This window comes from Prochlorococcus sp. MIT 1201 (genome assembly GCF_047303415.1).
GTDB classification, from domain to species: Bacteria; Cyanobacteriota; Cyanobacteriia; order PCC-6307; family Cyanobiaceae; genus Prochlorococcus; species Prochlorococcus marinus_D.
In genome coordinates this window covers 315,703-333,118 of record NZ_CP138947.1, presented here as the reverse complement: position 1 = coordinate 333,118, position 17,416 = coordinate 315,703, and the positions used below count along the sequence as shown (strand labels likewise).

20 protein-coding genes, 1 tRNA gene and 1 pseudogene are annotated in these 17,416 nt (G+C 52.2%); 7 read left to right on the top strand and 15 right to left on the bottom strand.

Translation table 11 applies throughout. The features are described from left to right. The first annotated feature begins 246 nt into the window (after positions 1 to 246). Positions 247 to 1,236 (top strand): annotated as a pseudogene (locus SIB41_RS01500) (carbamoyl-phosphate synthase). Positions 1,237 to 1,467: 231 nt separating this feature from the next. Here SIB41_RS01500 and SIB41_RS01495 read toward each other — a convergent pair. The 3 genes from SIB41_RS01495 to SIB41_RS01485 form a co-directional block, all read right to left on the bottom strand. Continuing rightward, a complete protein-coding gene (locus tag SIB41_RS01495) occupies positions 1,468 to 1,617 on the bottom strand; it encodes a hypothetical protein (RefSeq protein WP_413359882.1) in 150 nt (49 codons plus the stop codon). A 443-nt stretch (positions 1,618 to 2,060) separates the two neighbouring features. Beyond that, positions 2,061 to 2,267 (bottom strand): hypothetical protein, encoded by a 207-nt coding sequence (locus tag SIB41_RS01490; RefSeq protein ID WP_041384534.1) that lies wholly within the window; start codon positions 2,265 to 2,267, stop codon positions 2,061 to 2,063. Continuing rightward, positions 2,268 to 2,528 carry a hypothetical protein gene (locus tag SIB41_RS01485; RefSeq protein ID WP_413359879.1) on the bottom strand — a complete coding sequence of 87 codons (261 nt, stop codon included), beginning with the start codon at positions 2,526 to 2,528 and terminating at the stop codon, positions 2,268 to 2,270. A gap of 900 nt (positions 2,529 to 3,428) precedes the next feature. Here SIB41_RS01485 and SIB41_RS01480 point away from each other — a divergent pair. Beyond that, positions 3,429 to 5,132 carry a protein adenylyltransferase SelO gene (locus SIB41_RS01480; RefSeq protein ID WP_413359876.1) on the top strand — a complete coding sequence of 568 codons (1,704 nt, stop codon included), beginning with the start codon at positions 3,429 to 3,431 and terminating at the stop codon, positions 5,130 to 5,132. A gap of 186 nt (positions 5,133 to 5,318) precedes the next feature. Here SIB41_RS01480 and SIB41_RS01475 read toward each other — a convergent pair whose 3' ends face one another. From SIB41_RS01475 to SIB41_RS01445, 7 genes are all read right to left on the bottom strand, one after another. Continuing rightward, complete coding sequence (locus SIB41_RS01475) at positions 5,319 to 5,537, bottom strand: hypothetical protein (protein WP_413359874.1); 219 nt, start codon at positions 5,535 to 5,537, stop codon at positions 5,319 to 5,321. A 24-nt stretch (positions 5,538 to 5,561) separates the two neighbouring features. After that, positions 5,562 to 5,831 (bottom strand): hypothetical protein, encoded by a 270-nt coding sequence (locus tag SIB41_RS01470; protein ID WP_413359872.1) that lies wholly within the window; start codon positions 5,829 to 5,831, stop codon positions 5,562 to 5,564. A gap of 21 nt (positions 5,832 to 5,852) precedes the next feature. After that, the gene (locus SIB41_RS01465) at positions 5,853 to 5,978 is read right to left on the bottom strand and encodes a hypothetical protein (RefSeq protein WP_255454348.1); all 126 of its coding nucleotides are present in this window, start codon (positions 5,976 to 5,978) and stop codon (positions 5,853 to 5,855) included. Positions 5,979 to 6,299: 321 nt separating this feature from the next. Then, positions 6,300 to 6,497: a hypothetical protein gene (locus tag SIB41_RS01460; RefSeq protein WP_063419502.1), complete on the bottom strand. Its 198-nt coding sequence runs from the start codon at positions 6,495 to 6,497 to the stop codon at positions 6,300 to 6,302. Between the two features lie 90 nt (positions 6,498 to 6,587). Beyond that, positions 6,588 to 7,508, bottom strand: coding sequence for a tRNA glutamyl-Q(34) synthetase GluQRS (gluQRS, locus tag SIB41_RS01455; RefSeq protein WP_413359869.1), 921 nt, complete (start codon positions 7,506 to 7,508; stop codon positions 6,588 to 6,590). 88 nt (positions 7,509 to 7,596) lie between these two features. Then, the gene (locus tag SIB41_RS01450; RefSeq protein ID WP_011130763.1) at positions 7,597 to 7,872 is read right to left on the bottom strand and encodes an HU family DNA-binding protein; all 276 of its coding nucleotides are present in this window, start codon (positions 7,870 to 7,872) and stop codon (positions 7,597 to 7,599) included. A gap of 159 nt (positions 7,873 to 8,031) precedes the next feature. Beyond that, entirely contained in the window at positions 8,032 to 8,688 is a 657-nt protein-coding gene (locus tag SIB41_RS01445; protein ID WP_063419504.1) for an MBL fold metallo-hydrolase, read from the bottom strand. A 77-nt stretch (positions 8,689 to 8,765) separates the two neighbouring features. On the opposite strand from SIB41_RS01445, the gene SIB41_RS01440 reads away from it, so the two are divergent. Next, positions 8,766 to 10,835, top strand: a complete 2,070-nt coding sequence (locus SIB41_RS01440) for a glycogen debranching protein (protein ID WP_413361313.1) — start codon at positions 8,766 to 8,768, stop codon at positions 10,833 to 10,835. 16 nt (positions 10,836 to 10,851) lie between these two features. Here the strand turns inward: SIB41_RS01440 and SIB41_RS01435 are convergent. Next, positions 10,852 to 10,922 (bottom strand) — tRNA-Gly (locus SIB41_RS01435). A 135-nt stretch (positions 10,923 to 11,057) separates the two neighbouring features. On the opposite strand from SIB41_RS01435, the gene SIB41_RS01430 reads away from it, so the two are divergent. After that, the gene (locus tag SIB41_RS01430) at positions 11,058 to 12,413 is read left to right on the top strand and encodes an MFS transporter (RefSeq protein WP_413361311.1); all 1,356 of its coding nucleotides are present in this window, start codon (positions 11,058 to 11,060) and stop codon (positions 12,411 to 12,413) included. Then, positions 12,410 to 13,156 carry an MlaE family ABC transporter permease gene (locus SIB41_RS01425; protein ID WP_413359866.1) on the top strand — a complete coding sequence of 249 codons (747 nt, stop codon included), beginning with the start codon at positions 12,410 to 12,412 and terminating at the stop codon, positions 13,154 to 13,156. Before SIB41_RS01430 ends, SIB41_RS01425 begins: the two co-directional genes overlap by 4 nt. Before the next feature lie 161 nt (positions 13,157 to 13,317). Here SIB41_RS01425 and SIB41_RS01420 read toward each other — a convergent pair whose 3' ends face one another. Further along, the gene (locus SIB41_RS01420; protein WP_413359863.1) at positions 13,318 to 13,500 is read right to left on the bottom strand and encodes a hypothetical protein; all 183 of its coding nucleotides are present in this window, start codon (positions 13,498 to 13,500) and stop codon (positions 13,318 to 13,320) included. An 8-nt stretch (positions 13,501 to 13,508) separates the two neighbouring features. On the opposite strand from SIB41_RS01420, the gene SIB41_RS01415 reads away from it, so the two are divergent. After that, positions 13,509 to 14,351: a DUF3086 domain-containing protein gene (locus SIB41_RS01415; protein ID WP_413359861.1), complete on the top strand. Its 843-nt coding sequence runs from the start codon at positions 13,509 to 13,511 to the stop codon at positions 14,349 to 14,351. 2 nt (positions 14,352 to 14,353) lie between these two features. Next, a complete protein-coding gene (plsY, locus tag SIB41_RS01410) occupies positions 14,354 to 14,968 on the top strand; it encodes a glycerol-3-phosphate 1-O-acyltransferase PlsY (RefSeq protein WP_413361309.1) in 615 nt (204 codons plus the stop codon). Here the strand turns inward: plsY and pyrF are convergent. From pyrF to SIB41_RS01395, 3 genes are read right to left on the bottom strand one after another with little or no spacing between them, the layout of a single operon-like run. Beyond that, complete coding sequence (gene pyrF / locus SIB41_RS01405) at positions 14,956 to 15,693, bottom strand: orotidine-5'-phosphate decarboxylase (protein WP_413359859.1); 738 nt, start codon at positions 15,691 to 15,693, stop codon at positions 14,956 to 14,958. The genes plsY and pyrF overlap by 13 nt on opposite strands. Before the next feature lie 23 nt (positions 15,694 to 15,716). Further along, a complete protein-coding gene (gene tyrS / locus SIB41_RS01400) occupies positions 15,717 to 16,964 on the bottom strand; it encodes a tyrosine--tRNA ligase (RefSeq protein WP_063419507.1) in 1,248 nt (415 codons plus the stop codon). A gap of 59 nt (positions 16,965 to 17,023) precedes the next feature. Next, positions 17,024 to 17,350 carry a DUF1825 family protein gene (locus SIB41_RS01395; protein ID WP_413359856.1) on the bottom strand — a complete coding sequence of 109 codons (327 nt, stop codon included), beginning with the start codon at positions 17,348 to 17,350 and terminating at the stop codon, positions 17,024 to 17,026. Positions 17,351 to 17,416: the final 66 nt, after the last annotated feature.

Genomic DNA, 17,416 nt, shown 5'->3' with positions numbered 1-17,416 from the left:
GAAGGGTGCTTATTTCAACTCAAATTAATGGGTCTATCGCAAATGCTCAAAAGTAATTTGCATGCCGCTCATCAAGAAAGTGCCTTTTTCTTCAGTTGATGTGACCAAAGCACAGCCTGATGCAAAGGCGCTGTCTGCAGCGTAGAAATGAGGGCCAGCAGTGCCAACCAAAAGACTGCCTCAAGCTCTGCTCTACACCTCAGTTTTTAAAGCGATTTTGGCTGAACTTTTAAGCGTTCAATCCCCATGCAGCGTTCGGTTCGTCTTCCTCTGTCGCTTGCTGGTGCTGCTGCTCTTGCCTTAGCTAGTTCTCCTATACAGCCAGCAGCTTCTGAAGACGAAGGCAGTGCAGCAGATCTTGGCGTGATGGAGATCAACCTCAAAGACGCTGTGCAGTTCAACTGGGGTTTTCAAGGAGCACTTCAAGGAGCAGGCACACCCAATCAAGCCGGCATTGGAGCCTTTCTTCCGATTGCTGTTGGTGAGAACAGCGTTTGGTTTATTGATGCTTTAGCCAATGCCAACTTCTCTGATTTTGATGGCTAAAGCAGCATCATCAATACAGAGGTTGCTGGTACCTCGATCAGCACATCAACCCGTTTGGGTTATCGCTGGCTGAATGGTGACCGCTCTTGGATGTATGGCATCAATGCTGGCTATGAGAGCCGGCCGATGAATACAGGTGATGCTGATACCAACGTGCATATCTTTGATACGCGTGAGGTCTTCTTCTCTCAGGTTGCTGCAGGCTTAGAAGCAGTCTCAGACACTTGGAACTTCAATGCCTATGCACTGGTTCCCATTGGTGATGACTAACACAGGCTGAACAGCCATTACGACGGTGGTGCTCTTGATACCTACTGCTTAGATATTGGCTACAGCATCGCACCTGATCTCAATGCCTCTGTTGGTTATTACTATCAGCAAGGAGATCTCGATAATGCTGATGGTTCTGGTGTTAAAGGAAGACTCGCATACAGCATCAGCAATGGTTTAACGCTTGGCACCAATCTTTCTTACGATGAAGCCTTTGATACTCACTTTACGGCAGACATTAAATATCGCTTTGGCAGCAATGGTTATGGAGCACCAAGCAAGAGTGAACCAGCAGCGATGCCTGCAATTCAAGCGTTATCTACAACACCAGTCAATCGAGATGTGAGGGTGCACGATGATTGCACGATTTGGTCCTGTGGAGTGGCCTCATTTCCTCCAAGCAAGACTGAACGTTGGTGACCCTTAAATGGGGAAGGTAAGAATGAGGATACCCTTCATAAGCCCCGCAATCGCTGGGGCTTTTTGTTTCTTCAATCACCCGCATAAAGCCGCAAATTAACCTCCAAGAGCTGGCACCATTGCCATCAACACAGCCTGAATACTGACGCTCCCTGACACTCAGTGCATCAACCCGAAACTGCAAGGCACACCAGCGAAAAGCCTGAATATTCTTCTCCCTTATTTCTACCCTTATTCGCGGATGCCATTTGCTCTTCTAAATCTCACCACAACTTGATGCCACTTGTCAGGGATTTGATTGAGGCGAACATCCCAAGCCCATGGCAATTGCTGTTGGCCAGGAGAAACCTTCTTCTTCCTTGTAGTTCTTGCACTGCTCACCAGCTTTTTGAGCATGCGACTACCCCAGTAGCATTTGGGAGCGCCTTTACTCTTATGGCGATATTTATGGCAGAAACGCTCATGGCGCTTGGAACATCAATCCAATATTGACGAAAGACTTAAGAAAACTGAGCAACATTAACTGATTCTATCTGTTTTCAGCCTGACGCATCAACTTTATTCAATTTCGTCGGTTCTTAAACTCATCAGCCTTAGATTGAACTATAGAAGATTTTTTAATCAAAATATGATGACAGAAAAACGAACACTCTTCATACACTCACTTTTCGTTAATTAAGAGCCCAATAGAGGAGTAGCATCGAGACACGACACTCCTCACACAAGTTTGTCGGTATGGGCGCTGCTCGATGAGGGCGTCTTTTTCATGGTTTTGACATGCCTAGCAATGAGCCTTAGACGAGGAAGTGGCGTCAGCTGTGTATTTAGTCTTGCTCTTCCTCTACAGCATCAAGTACACGCGATGCCCATATCGCATCAATGATCGCTAGCAGGGAACCGGATGCATAGAACACACGCCAGAACTGTTCATCAGACATGACCGAGAGGGTGAGCATGAGCACGCACAGCACAACATCGATCACAACCGCTCGCCAGATCATCCTTGGTTCCCAAAAGGGCTTTTTGTCCACTTAGTTCCTGTATTTGTTATCTGGGCTTACGGGGTTAACCACCTTGGTGTCACAGGTGAAACCTCCATCTGCGTTGGCAGTGCAGTTCTCTGCATCAATGCTGGTCTGTTCATTCACCAGCGGCTGGTTGCTCTTACGCCGGAAGTAAACGTCACTCTCTTGAGACTGTGAAACCAATTGCTCAGACTGATTGCTGCATGCCATCGCAGGGGTGCACATCAGAACTGCTGCCGCTGCAGCGGTTGTCAACGAGCGAAGCATGTCTTGGTGATTGCGTCAGGAGCAGCCTAGTGACGATTCAACGGAGACGGAAAGGGGTCACAGTGTCAATTTTGGTCAGACAAAAGAACCAAAATCCTGTTAACGGTCGTGAACCAACAGGCTGGCCCCTTGTTAACGGTGGAGTGCATCTCCCTAATCGGTGCGCATCTCAGGGAAACAGCTGGTAATTCGGATCAGTTCCCTTACTTGCTCTTGATCGTATGAAGACAAGGTTGTCCCAGGTACCCCACTGCCTTCTACTAGCCCTGCTGCTTTCATTTTTTTCCTGATCAGAGCTTTCCTCTCAGAGCTCGCCATCGCTTTGAAGCGTGCTCTTCTCTCTTGTTTACCCATAGGGTGTAGACCTCAGCAGTAACGGGAGACAGGTCTTCTCTCTGTATACGGTGGCATTCAAATCAAAAGGCTTCTCCTTCAGGCATCCCACACCAAACCAGTAGCCCAGATAACGAATCGAGCAGGTAAGGGCTGGCTTCAGCAGCCAGGATGGCATTGCATTGCTATATCTAGAAGTGCTGTTTAAGCATGGGTGAGCTGGATGATTCTCCACTACCTTCTTTTTGACATCCCTCCTTTCTTTTGGAACGTTCTTCTTGCAGGCTCAATAGTGTTATTTGGTGCAACGTGTTCCCGCATCCTGTATGTGAAGACAGCACACCTCTACCCACCAAAAAAGCAAAGGGCTTAAAGCCATTAGGAGAGTAATCGTTGAATACTAAGGTGGGTTGATGCCTAAATCAGGCTTAGCAGCCCACTGCAGCAAAACGAATTTCAAGAAAACACCCTAGAGAAGTTCCTTAGACTCAACGTTTTTGCTTATGCGCTGGTGTTCAAAACACATAAAGGACCGTTGGCGGGCCTCCTAAGTCACTTTTAACAAGAATGTCGCATCCATCTGAACCATCTGCTTCTCGCTGGGTAACAACAGTCGATGAGTTTGAGAAGCTGGCGGATTATTCTCTGATGGATAGTTTAAATACTGACCCTGATTCCAAGGTAGATGGTGATGATCACCTCGCCCGACAAGTTTGTTCTGGTCATTTCGTACCTGTAACACCCACGCCGCTTAAAAACCCAGAATATGTAACTCATAGCACCACATTTTTTAATGAGCTTGGCTTAAACAACGAGCTGGCATTTAATGAAAGATTTTGCAAGTTATTTTCAGGTGACCTCTCTGCTACGCGTGAGCCTATGCGACAGGTTGGCTGGGCAACTGGTTATGCACTATCGATTTATGGCAGAGAATACAACCAACAATGTCCATTTGGCACTGGTAATGGATATGGCGATGGCCGAGCGATATCTGTATTTGAAGGAATCATTAATGGCAAACGCTGGGAAATGCAATTAAAAGGTGGTGGTCCAACGCCTTACTGCCGTGGTGCCGACGGACGCGCAGTACTACGTTCAAGTGTGCGTGAATTTCTAGCGCAAGAATATATGCAGGCTTTAGGTGTTCCAACATCGCGTTCGTTAACACTCTATGTTTCTAAATCTGAGACAATCACCCGGCCTTGGTATTCTCAACACACCCAATCCACCGACCCTGATATTTTGGTGGATAATCCTGTAGCAATTTCAACTCGCGTCGCACCATCCTTTTTGCGAGTTGGTCAACTAGAATTATTTGCGCGTCGCGCTCGCAGCAATAGTCATCCAAGAGCATTAGAAGAGTTGCGCATGATTGTGTCGCATTTAATTGAACGAGAATACAAAAATGACATTAATCAAAACCTTTCTTTTACAGTTCAATTGGTGGAGTTGGCGCGGCTCTTTCGTGATCGCCTTAATTTATTGGCAGCAAATTGGCTCCGCATTGGCTACTGCCAAGGCAATTTCAACAGTGACAATTGCGCCGCAGGTGGCTTCACCCTCGACTATGGACCATTTGGATTTTGTGAAATCTTTGATCCAGCATTTCAGCCTTGGACTGGCGGCGGCGAACACTTTTCATACTTCAATCAGCCAATCGCGGCGGAAGCAAATTATCATATGTTTTGGAAAGCTTTAAGGCCGCTACTTGAAGAAGATGCTAAAGCCCTAAAAGAGTTTGACCAAGCGCGTGATGGCTTTGCACAAGCCATGGATAAACAAATCCAAAAAATGTGGGCAGCCAAGCTTGGCTTGAAAGAATACAACTCCAATCTATTTGAGGAATTATCGCAGTTAATGATCAATTCAAAAGTGGATTACACGATCTTCTTTCGCGAGCTATCTCATATACCAAATGATTTATCAGCATTAAAAAAGAGCTTCTACTTCCAAACTTCACAACAAATCGATGAGCAATGGCAATCTTGGCTACAAAGCTGGCGCGAGCGCGTCATCAACAATGGCAATTCAACAGAGACATCAAAAATCATGAAACTGACCAATCCAAAATATACTTGGCGAGAGTGGTTAATTGCCCCTGCCTATCAGCAGGCCGAAGAAGGCGACTATTCCTTAGTGAAAGAGCTACAAGAAGTGCTAAGTCATCCATATGATGAGCAATCAAAAGAAATAGAAGATAAATACTATCGCCTAAAACCTAAGGCATTCTTTAATGCTGGTGGCATATCACACTATAGCTGTTCATCTTGAGGACAAATAAAAGCTGAACCATTGGAATAATAAATATTAGCCAAAAAGCTTTAGTCGTTGACTCACAAAAAGCAGTAACTTCATTATCAGTGCGCTGATGGATCTCGACCTAGAATTGAAAGTCTATTCAAGTCATTGATAGGTAGCCGCCCACAAGCAGAAAATGAAATCTCCTGATCAGCTGAATCATCTAGCAGTAATCGGGCCAATCACGTTGCTATTAGTTCGCTTCACATTTCCATCACTTGTAGAAACAGTCAAGACGGCCATCAGAGAACGTCCTAGATCGTCGCTTCCAAGCTGATAGGTGGTTTCAGAAGCGATCGCTACAAGCTGCCAATGTCCGTTACCTTTGCGGCGATACCAGTGAATGTGAACCGATTCAATGGCGTCACCATCCAGCATCAGGTCCGCCTTCAGCAGTTGCCCTTAAAAAGCATCTCCTTCCAAAACAAAACGACTTAAACCTTCGATGTTTTGCTCGACCTGCTCTTCAGGCTTTTGATCCTCTGAAATGCGGCCTTCTAAAACATGAATCTGTTCCTGAGGGGAAGCAGTGAGCCCAGGAACGCACTGAAGACTGCCATTCTCAAGTCGGCATCCGGGCAGCATGCCTTGTGCCTGCGCTCCCTGCAATCCCAGGCTTAAAGCCACCAAAGACATAAAGGAAACGCCCTTTATGCGAGAGGTGGGGCTCATTGATTCCAACTGAATGTCACTTCACGTTGGCAGCCCCAAGCCGATGGTCAATGCCTTCTCATCAACTGATGCCAGATGATTGCCCTGCAACCACATCACACCAACCAGCGCCCTCTGATTGAGCGAAGATCGAGAATCCAATGCCATCGCGACTCACCTGGCGAGGCACTCTTCTTCTTGCTTCTAGTTCTTTCTTGCAGTTGCTCACAAGCGTTTTGAAAATCCGGCCAACCTAGTGACAATTAGAAACACCCTTGGCGTGCATAGAGATACCACTGGGGAAAGCGTTTCAAGCGCTTGATCGCGCCACTGAGCGTTGTCAATAGCATCAAGGAACTAAAGCTCAATTGACCGAAGCTCTCAACTCATACTTGTCTTAATGCACAACATTGATGTATTGATCAACCTTCCCCTTTCTTAAGGGAGCTGCATAATCTTAATCGCTTGCAAAAGCTTAACTAATCTCAATCAGCTCACCACAGAAGCAGCCATAGGAGTCTTGATCGTCTGTTCTGCTTGAAGATCTCCAGCTGGAGACTTCAGCGCGTAACCAGTGTTCAGCTCTTCTATGACGCTCCCCTGGCCAAGACAGTCCAAGCAGGTACGAAACCTCAAGTGACTGATGCGTTGAATGCCACTACCTCCGCAGTTAGGGCAGATCGACATTGATTGTGTGCATTAAGTGGCTATTTATTTTCATACATTTTTGCGCTTGCGATCCCGAAGGCTTCGTTAAGAATTGGAGCCGTTGCGCCTTTAAGGTGTCAGCACGCTTTTCAACCCCCCCTCCTTCTTCTTCAACTCACTCAATAACTCCCCTACCGTGAGTTCAGCGCCAAAAGGGACAAGGCTCTGGCTAGCAGCAAGCCAGCCCACTACATGAGAAGGCCCTAGTCCCTCGGAACGCAGGCTGTCCAAACCAGCATGTCCCTCTCGCTTGGCCAACTTTCGGCCTTGGTCATCACACAACAACGGCACGTGGCGATAGATCACAGCCCGCTCTGAAATCGCATTGATCAAAGCGAGCTGTGCATTCATGGCGTCAAGCAAATCTTCACCGCGTACCACCTCGCTAATCCCGAGAGTCAGTTCATCAACAACCGTCGCCAAGTGATAAGCGATAAAACCATCAGCGCGCCGCAAAATCACGTCCCCACTGGTATGGGAGAACTCTTTGCTCACCCTTAAACGCCAACTGGGCAGCCTGCCCTCATGCCACCCCCAAAACAGCTCCAGATCTCGACACGTGCCTGGGTAAACCAAATGCCGCCCAGCTGGTGCTGAGATATCAGCCAACATTCGCCGGCTACATCGACAGGCATATAACTTCCCCTGACGCCGCAGAGCCGAGAGGAAAGAGTTGTAAAGCCCACGGCGGCGGCTCTGAAACACCACGGGGCCATCCCAATCAAGGCCTAGCCAGTGCAAATCCTGCTGGAGGCTCTCAACCGCTCCCACACGATTGCGAGGTTGATCCAGGTCATCCACCCGTAACAGCCAAGCCCCATTAGCCAAGCGCGCTTGCAACCAAGACACCAGAGCAGTGCACAGATTGCCCAGGTGTAATGGTCCCGTCGGAGACGGGGCAAACCTGCCCCGATAGCCCTGATTCCTAAGGCGCTGCCCCGCTTCCATCTGCTCATACAGATGATCAGGCAGTTCAGAGGACGTGGCCATTGAATCAATGGAAGGAGCCCTGACTCAGTAGGCCCACAAATAAAAGGCGGCCGTGACGACCGCCCGTCTGCAAACAAGGGCTAAACAATCAGCCCTGAACGCGATCTTTGAACATCTTTCCTGCGGTAAAAGCAGGCACACGCTTGGCAGGGATTTTGATCTTCTGCCCTGTCTTGGGGTTCAGACCCTGACGAGCGGAACGATCACGAGGCTCAAAGGATCCGAAGCCAAGGATGGAGACCTTCTTCCCCTCCACTACGGAATCGATGATGGTATCGATGGCAGCATCCACCACCAAGGAGACATCTGTTTTCGTTAGCTCAGTACGGGCTGCGACGAGGTTGACCAGGTCAGCTTTGTTCATAGGAAAGGGGTGATGGTACGGAAACTGTTCAGTGACAGAGCAGAAGACGAAATCCGTCCCTGCTATCCCGATTCGCGCTAATCGTATGGACTCAAGCCGCTGCCGGCAACCGAAAGGGACCGTGGCGCAACGCTTTATACGAAAATTGAACAATTTGATTCACTGATTTGCCTGCAATGTCCAGGCATCCCATGGGGCCAATTTCTCTCCTCGGAGGGGCCCAAGGGGAGCACCAGAAGCCAGTGCAGGCCTTGAATCTGAAGGAATCCATTGGCGCAATTTTTGCAAGCTTCTGAGCTGGCGAGGCCAATGAAAAGTCCGCCGATGCGCCAATGGAGCCAATTGAACAAACGCGACAGGAATCAACAAACGTCCACAGAAAAGTACGTTCCAAGGATCAGGAGCAAAAACCACGCAGCTCCCTGGTGTTGGCCCAGGCGTCCAAAGCAACCGCAGCCCCGCAGCGGTGGTGTGTTGATCAACAAAGCTGTCCAGCGAAGTCAGCCCGGGCAGGAGATAAGCCTCCTGCTCCTGCACCAAGACAGGCCATCCGAGTGCATCCTGAAACGCACGCACCCTGCCATGCCCCTCTCGACTGGTCAGCAAGATCCGGGCCGTGCGACCCGAGGCGAGCTGTTTTAGAGCCTCAAGAGTGGTTGTCGTTAAAGGCGGACAGTCGATTAAGACGGGTTCGGGGTCACATCCCAGCCACCATGCTGTACCCCCGTCACAGTCTCCATTGGGTGGGAAAACCCAGAGGGGCCCGCTCAGCTGCTCTGGAGGATTGCCCGACTCCAATGCTTGGGACAACGTCATGACATTGTGAAACGGGCTGAACTTCTTCGCTTGTGCCCAATGCTTTCTGCCTCGCCGCAGACACAGCTGTAAGCAAGATGCATCTCGGCACTCCTTGGCCCCTGGGCAGCACGATCACAACACGAGGCGTCAATTTCTCTGTGGCCGCCCCAACTGCAAAGCGCGTGGAGCTGCTGCTGTTTGCCGATGCAAATGCCACGCAGCCAGAACACATCCTCGAGCTCCAGCCTTGCCATCGATCCGGCGACTACTGGCATGTTGAGGTGGAAGGATTGCAAACTGGCTGCTGTTATGGCTATCGGATCTTCGGCCCCCACAACCCTGACAGCAATAGCTTTCACCCCTCCAAGGTGCTGCTTGATCCCTGCACAAGAGCCATCAGTGGCTGGGACATCTATCAAAGAGAACAGGCCAAAGGATCGTCGCCCAATATCCAAGCCTGCCTAAAGGGAGTGGTGTGCGAACGAGAACATTTTGACTTCGCATCCCATCCACGCCCCAGGACCCCATGGAACCGCAGCGTGATCTACGAACTGCATGTAGGAGGGTTCAGCAGCGGCACGAAGTCAGAGGTAACACCTCAGCGCCAAGGCACCTTCCTGGGACTCATTGACAAACTTCCCTATCTGCGAAAACTGGGTATCACCGCCATAGAGCTGCTACCTATTTTTGCTTTCGATCCCTCTGATGCGCCAACGGGGCGGGACAACTACTGGGGCTACAGCCCTCTGAACTGGTTCACTCCCCATCCCAAATATGTTCATGGTGACGATCCATTGCAGGCTCGCCAACAAGTCCGCGAGCTGGTTGCGGCCTGTCATGACGAGGGTATTGAAGTCATCCTTGACGTGGTCTACAACCACACCACAGAAGGCAGCCTTGATGGCCCCACACTCAGCTGGCGAGGCTTCAGCGATGCTCTCTATTACCACCAAAACGACAGTGGCGAATACCTGGATGTAAGTGGTTGCGGCAACAGCATCGCCGCCAATCGTCCAATCGTGAGGCAGCTGATTCTCGAGTCGATGCGTTGCTGGGCCATCGAACTAGGAGTCGATGGCTTCCGCTTCGATCTAGGGATTGCCCTGAGCCGAGGCGAAGGCCTAAAGCCGCTCGAACACCCTCCCCTATTTGAAGAGATTGAAGCTGATCCAGAGCTCAGCGATTTAAAACTGTTGAGCGAACCATGGGATTGCGGTGGCCTCTATCGACTCAGCGATTTCCCAGCACAACGAATCGGAACATGGAATGGCCATTACCGAGATGACCTACGTGCCTTCTGGAAAGGAGACGAAGACAGCGCCTGGAGGATGGGACAACGCCTAAGCGGAAATGCTGATCTCTACAAAGGTGAACCAGCTCCGCTGGGACGTTCCCTGAACTTCATCACTGCACACGATGGCTTCACCCTCAATGACCTGGTGAGTTTCAACCGCAAACACAATCTCGCCAATGGAGAGAGCAACCGCGACGGTGAAAATCACAACAACAGCTGGAACAACGGCATTGAAGGCCCCTGCAGTGACCATGCCGTGCAGGCCCTCCGCCATCGCCAGATGCGCAATCTGATCGCCACCCTGTTGCTTTCAAGAGGAGTGCCAATGCTTTTAATGGGAGATGAAGTGGGCCGCAGCCAGGGGGGGAACAACAACAGCTGGTGTCAGGACAACCCGCTCGGCTGGATGCTCTGGAACCCTGAACAATGCGATATGGATTTGCACCTCTTCGTCAGCAGGCTGCTGATGATTCGCCACCAACTTTCGGAACTCTTCTCTCCCATCAATCACCCCCCTGAGGAGATGCCCGTACGTCTTCAGCAGAGTCCAGACGATCTCTGGCTGCAATGGCATGGTGTTGAGATCGACAAGCCCGATTGGGGCAGCTGGTCCCATACCATCTGCTACAGCCTGAATCGAGGCTTCAGCGGTGCGGTGATGTGGATGGGCTTCAACGCCTACAGCAAAGCCATGCACTTTGATCTGCCTGAACCGACTTCTGCCTGGCACCGCATCCTGGACACAGCACGTCCTAGCCCTGATGATCTACCCGCAAGACCTAATGCATGGACTTCAGAGGACATTGATCTGCAGAACCGCAGCATGTTGATCTTGCTGGCAGAGGAATACGCCTCAAAACTCAAGCTCTAAAAGGCAAAATCAAAAAAGCGGGCGGCGGGAATCGAACCCGCGTCATCAGCTTGGAAGGCTGAGGTCTTACCACTACACAACGCCCGCACTAGCACAGCAGAACCATCGCGATAGACGAAATGGATCTGCGTTTCAGCGCCCCTGCATTATGACCTTGCGCATCCCCCTTTTTGCAGCTTGACGAAATCCACAGCGCTTCAAGAGGGATCACGCCGCCGGCTGATGATCTCCTATGGCCTTGGCGATGCAGGCACCGGGCTGGCAGCAACTCTGCTCGGCTTCTACCTCTTCGTTTTTTTTACCGGGACCGCCGGGCTGCCTGCCATTGTTGCCGGCTCACTGCTGATGGTGATCAAGCTCTGGGATGGGATCAATGACCCAATGATCGGCTGGCTGAGCGATCACACCCAAACTCGTTGGGGCCCAAGGATTCCCTGGATGCTTGGCGCAGCACTCCCCCTCGGCATCAGCCTGGCTGCCATGTGGTGGGTTCCTCCCGGAGACGTTGCCCAGAAAACGATGTATTACATCGTGATGGCGATTCTGCTGATGACCGCCTACACCAGCGTCAATCTGCCTTACTCCGCCCTCTCCACAGAGCTCACAGAAGACACATCTGTGCGCAACCGTCTCAACGCCGCCAGATTCACCGGATCAATCATCGCCGGTGCAAGTGGCTTAATTGTGACGCCTTTACTGCTGGTCAACGGTGCCAACGGTTACTTGGCCATGGGCCGCATCACCGGCACAATCGCAGCTTTAGCCACCCTCGCCTGCTGCTGGGGGCTGGCCCCTTTCACAAAAACCGCCAGGCGCCCCCGTTGCCATCACGAGCCCCTACGTCGACAGCTTGTGAGGATCATCAGCAACAGACGCTTCCTCAAAGTTCTGGGGCTTTACCTATTGCTCTGGTGCGCTTTGCAGTTGATGCAGCCTGTTGCTCTGATTTACCTGGTTCAGTTGATGCGCGTACCCGCAGAACTGGCCACCTGGATGTTGCTGCCCTTCCAGCTCTGCGCCCTGATCGGCCTTCAGGTCTGGAGCATGTATGCCAATCGCCATGGGCGAATCAGGGCCCTGTGCTGGGGTGGGTGTCTATGGATAGCTGCTTGTGTTGTTTCGATGCTGCTCCCCCCTCTCTCCGCTGATGCATCCCTCGCCAACCTCTGGCCTACAGCCGGCACTGATGGTCTGAGATTGATGGCTTTGTTAGCCACCATTGGCATCGTGGGGTTTGGAGCCGCAAATGCTTATCTCATCCCTTGGTGTCTGCTACCAGATGCAATTGATGCTGACCCTGACAAGCCAGCAGGCCTCTACACCGCCTGGATGGTGCTAGTTCAGAAAATCGGTATTGGTGTGAGCATCCAACTACTCGGCATTCTGCTTTCACTGTCTGGCTATCGCTCAGTGGTAGAAGCAGGCGGAGCACTGAGCTACTCGGATCAACCCGAATCCGCTCTGATCACCATTCGCATGTGCATGGGATTCATTCCCGCAGTACTTGTGGCGTTGGGTCTTGTGGTGATGCGAGGCTGGCCCGAAAGGAACTCTCACAACCAGGCAGCCATGTCATGACGACTCCTCGCTGGCTGAAGCGACTGGGCAGCAGCCTCATCATCGGAGGCCAGGCAGTGGCAGCCACCGCCCGAGGTCGTATCAACAAGGTCGACCTGTTTGATCAGCTGATGGAGGCCGGTCCAGGCAGCTTCCTGATTGTGCTGATCACAGGCTTAGCCGCAGGAACGGTCTTCAACATCCAGGTCGCCGCAGAACTGAGCAGACAAGGTGCTGGATCCACGGTAGGAGGGATTCTCGCCATTGGGATGGCAAGGGAAATCGCCCCTCTGCTCACCGCCACGCTGCTCACTGGCAAGGTAGCCACGGCCTATGCAGCTCAGCTGGGGACCATGAAGGTCACTGAACAGATCGATGCCATCACCATGTTGCAAACTGAACCGGTTGAGTACTTGGTGGTTCCAAGAGTGATCGCCATGGTGGTCATGGCACCGGTGCAATGCATGCTGTTCTTCGGTATAGCCCTCTGGAGCGGCCAGGTCAGCAGCACCAATCTTTATCAAATTCCACCAGAGGTCTTCTGGAATTCCGTGCGCACCTGGCTGACTGCGGATGATTTGCCATTCATGCTGATCAAATCATTGGTTTTCGGCCTTCAGATAGCTGTTCTGGCTTGCGGGTGGGGCCTCACAACGCGTGGTGGTCCAAAAGAAGTTGGCACCAGCACCACTGGCGCTGTTGTGATGACCCTGGTCACAGTGTCTTTGATGGATGTGTTGCTCACCCAGATTCTTTTCAGCTGATGTCATCAAGGCCCACAAGCAAACGCACAGCTATTGACAAATCCTGCTTACCCCCTTATCGCCCCCAAATCAGTGATGGGTTCAGATCGGCCCTCTCTCATTAACTCCCCAAACAGACCCAACATCTCTCCTGAGAGCAAGACCACCACTGCCTGCCTGGTTCATGCCTGAAGCCGACCTCCCCCTCCGCAAACAGCCTCCCCCTGGGCAGACTTCTCCTGAACAGCTATCGCCTGAACAGCCTTCTCCTCAACAGCTTGCGCCTGAACAGCCCTCGCAGAACTCAGCAGACTCTCAATCCGATCTCCTAGCTGCTCCTCAAGACAAACCAGATCTTGCTCCACTCCTGCAAGTGGCCTTGACGGAGCTGCAGCAACATCGCGATCAACTCGAAGCAGAAATCAAAGACCTCTCCAACCGCAAATCCCAACTGGAAAAGGAGCTCAGCAGTTCCTTCGCTGGCCAGTCCGATGCTATTGCCAGGCGGGTCAAAGGCTTCCAGGACTACCTCACAGGCGCTCTGCAAGACCTAGCCCAATCAGTGGAGCAACTTGAACTGGTTGTGCAGCCTGTTGTGGTCCAACCTTCTCCCCTAGACCAACCCAAGTCAACGCCCGAAGCCGGCGCTCAGGACAACGCCCTAGCTGTTGCTGACACCTTTAAACCAGACGAAAGCCTGATCCGTGAATGTCTGGAGCAATTTCTAAGTCAACCAGACTTCTACGCCGATCCTTGGAAATTGCGACGCAGCCTTGATCCCAGGGACAAAGAACTCCTAGAAGACTGGTTTTTCAATCAGGGTGGGCGAGGAGCACAGCCAAGCAGAAACAGCCGAACACGCAACATCCTTGTAGCTGCAGCCCTGATTGCCATCCTCGGTGAACTCTATGGCGACCGATTCCAAAGCCTGGTGCTTGCCGGCGAACCAGAGCGGCTTGGCGAATGGCGACGTGGCCTTCAAGATGCTCTAGGCCTCGCTCGAGAAGACTTCGGCCCTAGCAGCGGCATTGTTCTTTTTGAACGCGGCGAAGCTCTTGTAGAACGCGCCGACCGACTTGAGGAACGAGGGGAAGTTCCCCTCATCCTGATTGATGCAGCCCAACGCAGCGTAGAGATCCCCGTGCTTCAGTTCCCGCTATGGCTAGCCTTTGCAGCTGGGCCGCAAGAACGGTTCGAAGACGAAGAACTGCTCTGATGATGTTCAACTCTCTATTTAGGAATCTTCTCTCCCTAATCATGGGATATCTGCTCGGTTCACTACCCAGCGGATATCTTGCAGCCCAATGGCTGGCAGGAATCGACCTGCGTGAGAAGGGTTCGGGATCAACCGGGGCCACCAATGTGTTGCGCCAGGTGGGTAAAGGTCCTGCCCTAGCCGTTTTCCTTATCGATGTTGGCAAAGGCACAACCGCCGTACTTGTTGCTAGGGCACTTGAGCTGGATGATGGCTGGCAAGTTGCGGCAGGTCTAGCAGCCTTGGCAGGTCACATCTGGCCTGTGTGGCTGGGATGGAAAGGTGGCAAAGCTGTCGCAACAGGTCTTGGGATGCTGCTAGGCATCTCCTGGCCTGTAGGGCTGGCCTGTTTCGGCATCTTCCTCACTGTGCTGAGCTTCAGCAGGATCGTGTCGTTATCGAGCATCATCGCCGCCCTCAGCTTGCCGTTGCTGATGATCTTGCGCTTTCAAGGCAACTCACCGCCGGCTTACCTGGCGGTGGCCTTTGCCGCCATGGCAATGGTGGTGTGGCGACACCGCTCCAATCTGCAACGCTTACTGGCGGGCACCGAACCTCGCCTCGGTCAGTCCAGCTGACGCTGTTCAATCTCAAAGCAGCAGCGTGCAAATGCCTCTGCCGGATCAACAGCACGGGTAATCGGCCGGCCAATCACCAAACGTGAAGCTCCTGCATTCAGCGCCGCTGCAGGACTCATGACCCTGACCTGATCCGCCAATTCAGCCCCCGAGGGGCGAATACCAGGAGTCACCAACTCAAATGGCGAGGGATGAAGTCGGCGTAAGCCGCTGACTTCCCAGGGAGAACACACGCAGCCGCCCAACCCTGACTCCGCAGCCAACTCAGCCAACCACTCCACCCTGGCCTGAATAGACTGAGGAATGCACAGCTCATTCGCTAGACGCTTCTGATCCCAACTGGTGAGCACAGTGACGGCCAACAGCCGGGGTGCTGACAAGCCAACCTCCGCAGCCCCCTCGCAAGCAGCCCTCTGAGCTTCAGCAAGGGCAGCACGGCCAGCACAGGCATGCACCGTGATCAACTCAGCGCCAAAGCTCGCTGCTCGGCGACAAGCTCCTGCCATGGTGGCAGGGATATCGTGAAACTTGAGATCAAGAAAAATCCGCAACCCTTGCTCCCGTAGATCAGCCAAAACCTCTGGCCCCGCACTAACAAACAGTTCCAGGCCCACCTTGACCCAACTGACCTCTGGCAACTTTGAGCTGAATGCAAGGGCCTCAGCCCGCTCCATGCCATCAAGAGCAATGATCAGTTGATCAGCAGGAGTCAATGGCGAGGTCATCACAGCAGGGGTTGGTCCTTCACTCAACGCGTCAAACGACGAAAGGTTTTCTTGCCCACTTGCAGCACCTTGCCCATCAGCAGGCTCGAGTCAGTGAATTCCAAATTGGGATCGGTAATTTTTTCGCCATCCAGGCGTACCGCACCACCCTTGATTTGACGCCGAGCCTCGCTACTGCTCGCACAAAGTCCAATCGCACTTAGCAGATAAAAGGCCTTGGCCGGAAAATTCACATCCGAAAGCAACGCTTCTGGCACAGATGCAGCGTCATCTTGAGAGCCGGAAACCAATCTGGCTGCATCATTCTGGGCTGCTTCAGCCGCCGCGATGCCATGACGGCTGGCCGTGACCGCAAGAGCCATGGCCTTCTGCCGTTCACGCGGATTGACAGGTAAAGCTTCAGGGTCGAGATCGGTAAGCAAAACCACGTAACTGCTGACAAGGGCATCAGGAACCTTCTCCAACTTGGAATACATGGAAAGGGGATCCTCATTCAGTCCCACAGTGTTAGAGAGACTCTTGCTCATCTTCTGCACCCCATCCAGGCCAGCCAAGATTGGGAGTAGGAGCCCAAACTGAGGGCGCTGATCGAAATGACGCTGAAGATCCCGCCCCATGGCGACATTGAATTTCTGATCAGTCCCCCCAAGTTCAACATCTGCCTGCACCGCTACCGAGTCGTAACCCTGCAAGAGGGGATACAGAAACTCATGCAGAGCTATCGGAACACCTGAGCCATACCGATTGCCAAAGTCTTCTTTAGCCAGCATTTGCCCAACCGTGGCAGTGCCCAACAAACCAATCACCTCGGGCAAATCCAAGTCAGCCAACCACTCAGTATTACGTCGCACTTCCAGGCGCCCAGGGGTTGTGAAATCGAGCAGCGCTCTTTCCTCTGACTGCCCCTTACCCAGCTGGGCAAGATAGGTTGTCGCATTGGCCTCAATCTGCTCAGAGGTGAGCTGCACTCTGGTGATGCTCTTGCCGGTTGGGTCACCGATTCGTGCAGTGAAATCGCCAATAATCAACACTGCTGTATGGCCCGCATCCTGAAAAGCTCTGAGTTTGCGAAACAGGATGCTGTGTCCCAGATGGATATCACGACCAGTGGGATCAATACCAAGCTTGACCCTTAGGGGTCGGTTTTGTTCTCGAGCCTCTTCAAGACGAGTCGCAAGTTGCTGATCAGCATCCCCCCATTGGCCTGAAGGGAACAAGTCAACCATGCCCCGCTCCAACCAGGCCGGCATGGTGATCGGCGTCTCCGGCATGGTTAGAGGATCTCTAGCTGAGCGGATCGTACGGGTAGCAAGTCAGCCAGTCATCACTTTCAGCCAGAGTCCTGCTCAAGCTCTTTCTTCATCCGGGTCAAGGTTTGATTCATCTGCTCAAACATCTGTTCAGGCGTAATCCCGAACTGGCCCAACTGAGTGCGCAGCTGTTCAACAGTCATCTTTGCTTGAAAATCCTCGGAGAGCTCAAAACGCTTCATAAACACGCGATAGCGCTGCATCAACTCCTCCATGGTGTCGATGAACTTTTTTTTACCCTCCCGATCAAACTTTCCATATTCAGAACCGAGTTGCATCAGCTGTTGATAGTCGGTGAACAGCCGCTTGGCCTCCTCCTGAACAATCTCCGATTCAAAGAAGGCCATGAACGCCCTGGGCTTGTTGGTTGGAATTGTGCAAAATTCTCGTCGTCAGAAACAGTGCGGATCAAC

Excerpts from the sequence above, each read along its gene's own strand:
- SIB41_RS01485 (WP_413359879.1), bottom strand. The coding sequence starts at position 2,528 with ATGCTTCGCTCGTTGACAACCGCTGCAGCGGCAGCAGTTCTGATGTGC.
- SIB41_RS01480 (WP_413359876.1), top strand. The coding sequence starts at position 3,429 with ATGTCGCATCCATCTGAACCATCTGCTTCTCGCTGGGTAACAACAGTC.
- SIB41_RS01475 (WP_413359874.1), bottom strand. The coding sequence starts at position 5,537 with ATGCTGGATGGTGACGCCATTGAATCGGTTCACATTCACTGGTATCGC.
- SIB41_RS01470 (WP_413359872.1), bottom strand. The coding sequence starts at position 5,831 with ATGAGCCCCACCTCTCGCATAAAGGGCGTTTCCTTTATGTCTTTGGTG.
- SIB41_RS01465 (WP_255454348.1), bottom strand. The coding sequence starts at position 5,978 with ATGGCATTGGATTCTCGATCTTCGCTCAATCAGAGGGCGCTGGTTGGT.
- SIB41_RS01460 (WP_063419502.1), bottom strand. The coding sequence starts at position 6,497 with ATGTCGATCTGCCCTAACTGCGGAGGTAGTGGCATTCAACGCATCAGT.
- gluQRS (WP_413359869.1), bottom strand. The coding sequence starts at position 7,508 with ATGGCCACGTCCTCTGAACTGCCTGATCATCTGTATGAGCAGATGGAA.
- SIB41_RS01450 (WP_011130763.1), bottom strand. The coding sequence starts at position 7,872 with ATGAACAAAGCTGACCTGGTCAACCTCGTCGCAGCCCGTACTGAGCTA.
- SIB41_RS01445 (WP_063419504.1), bottom strand. The coding sequence starts at position 8,688 with ATGACGTTGTCCCAAGCATTGGAGTCGGGCAATCCTCCAGAGCAGCTG.
- SIB41_RS01440 (WP_413361313.1), top strand. The coding sequence starts at position 8,766 with ATGCATCTCGGCACTCCTTGGCCCCTGGGCAGCACGATCACAACACGA.
- SIB41_RS01430 (WP_413361311.1), top strand. The coding sequence starts at position 11,058 with ATGATCTCCTATGGCCTTGGCGATGCAGGCACCGGGCTGGCAGCAACT.
- SIB41_RS01425 (WP_413359866.1), top strand. The coding sequence starts at position 12,410 with ATGACGACTCCTCGCTGGCTGAAGCGACTGGGCAGCAGCCTCATCATC.
- plsY (WP_413361309.1), top strand. The coding sequence starts at position 14,354 with ATGTTCAACTCTCTATTTAGGAATCTTCTCTCCCTAATCATGGGATAT.
- pyrF (WP_413359859.1), bottom strand. The coding sequence starts at position 15,693 with ATGACCTCGCCATTGACTCCTGCTGATCAACTGATCATTGCTCTTGAT.
- tyrS (WP_063419507.1), bottom strand. The coding sequence starts at position 16,964 with ATGCCGGAGACGCCGATCACCATGCCGGCCTGGTTGGAGCGGGGCATG.
- SIB41_RS01395 (WP_413359856.1), bottom strand. The coding sequence starts at position 17,350 with ATGGCCTTCTTTGAATCGGAGATTGTTCAGGAGGAGGCCAAGCGGCTG.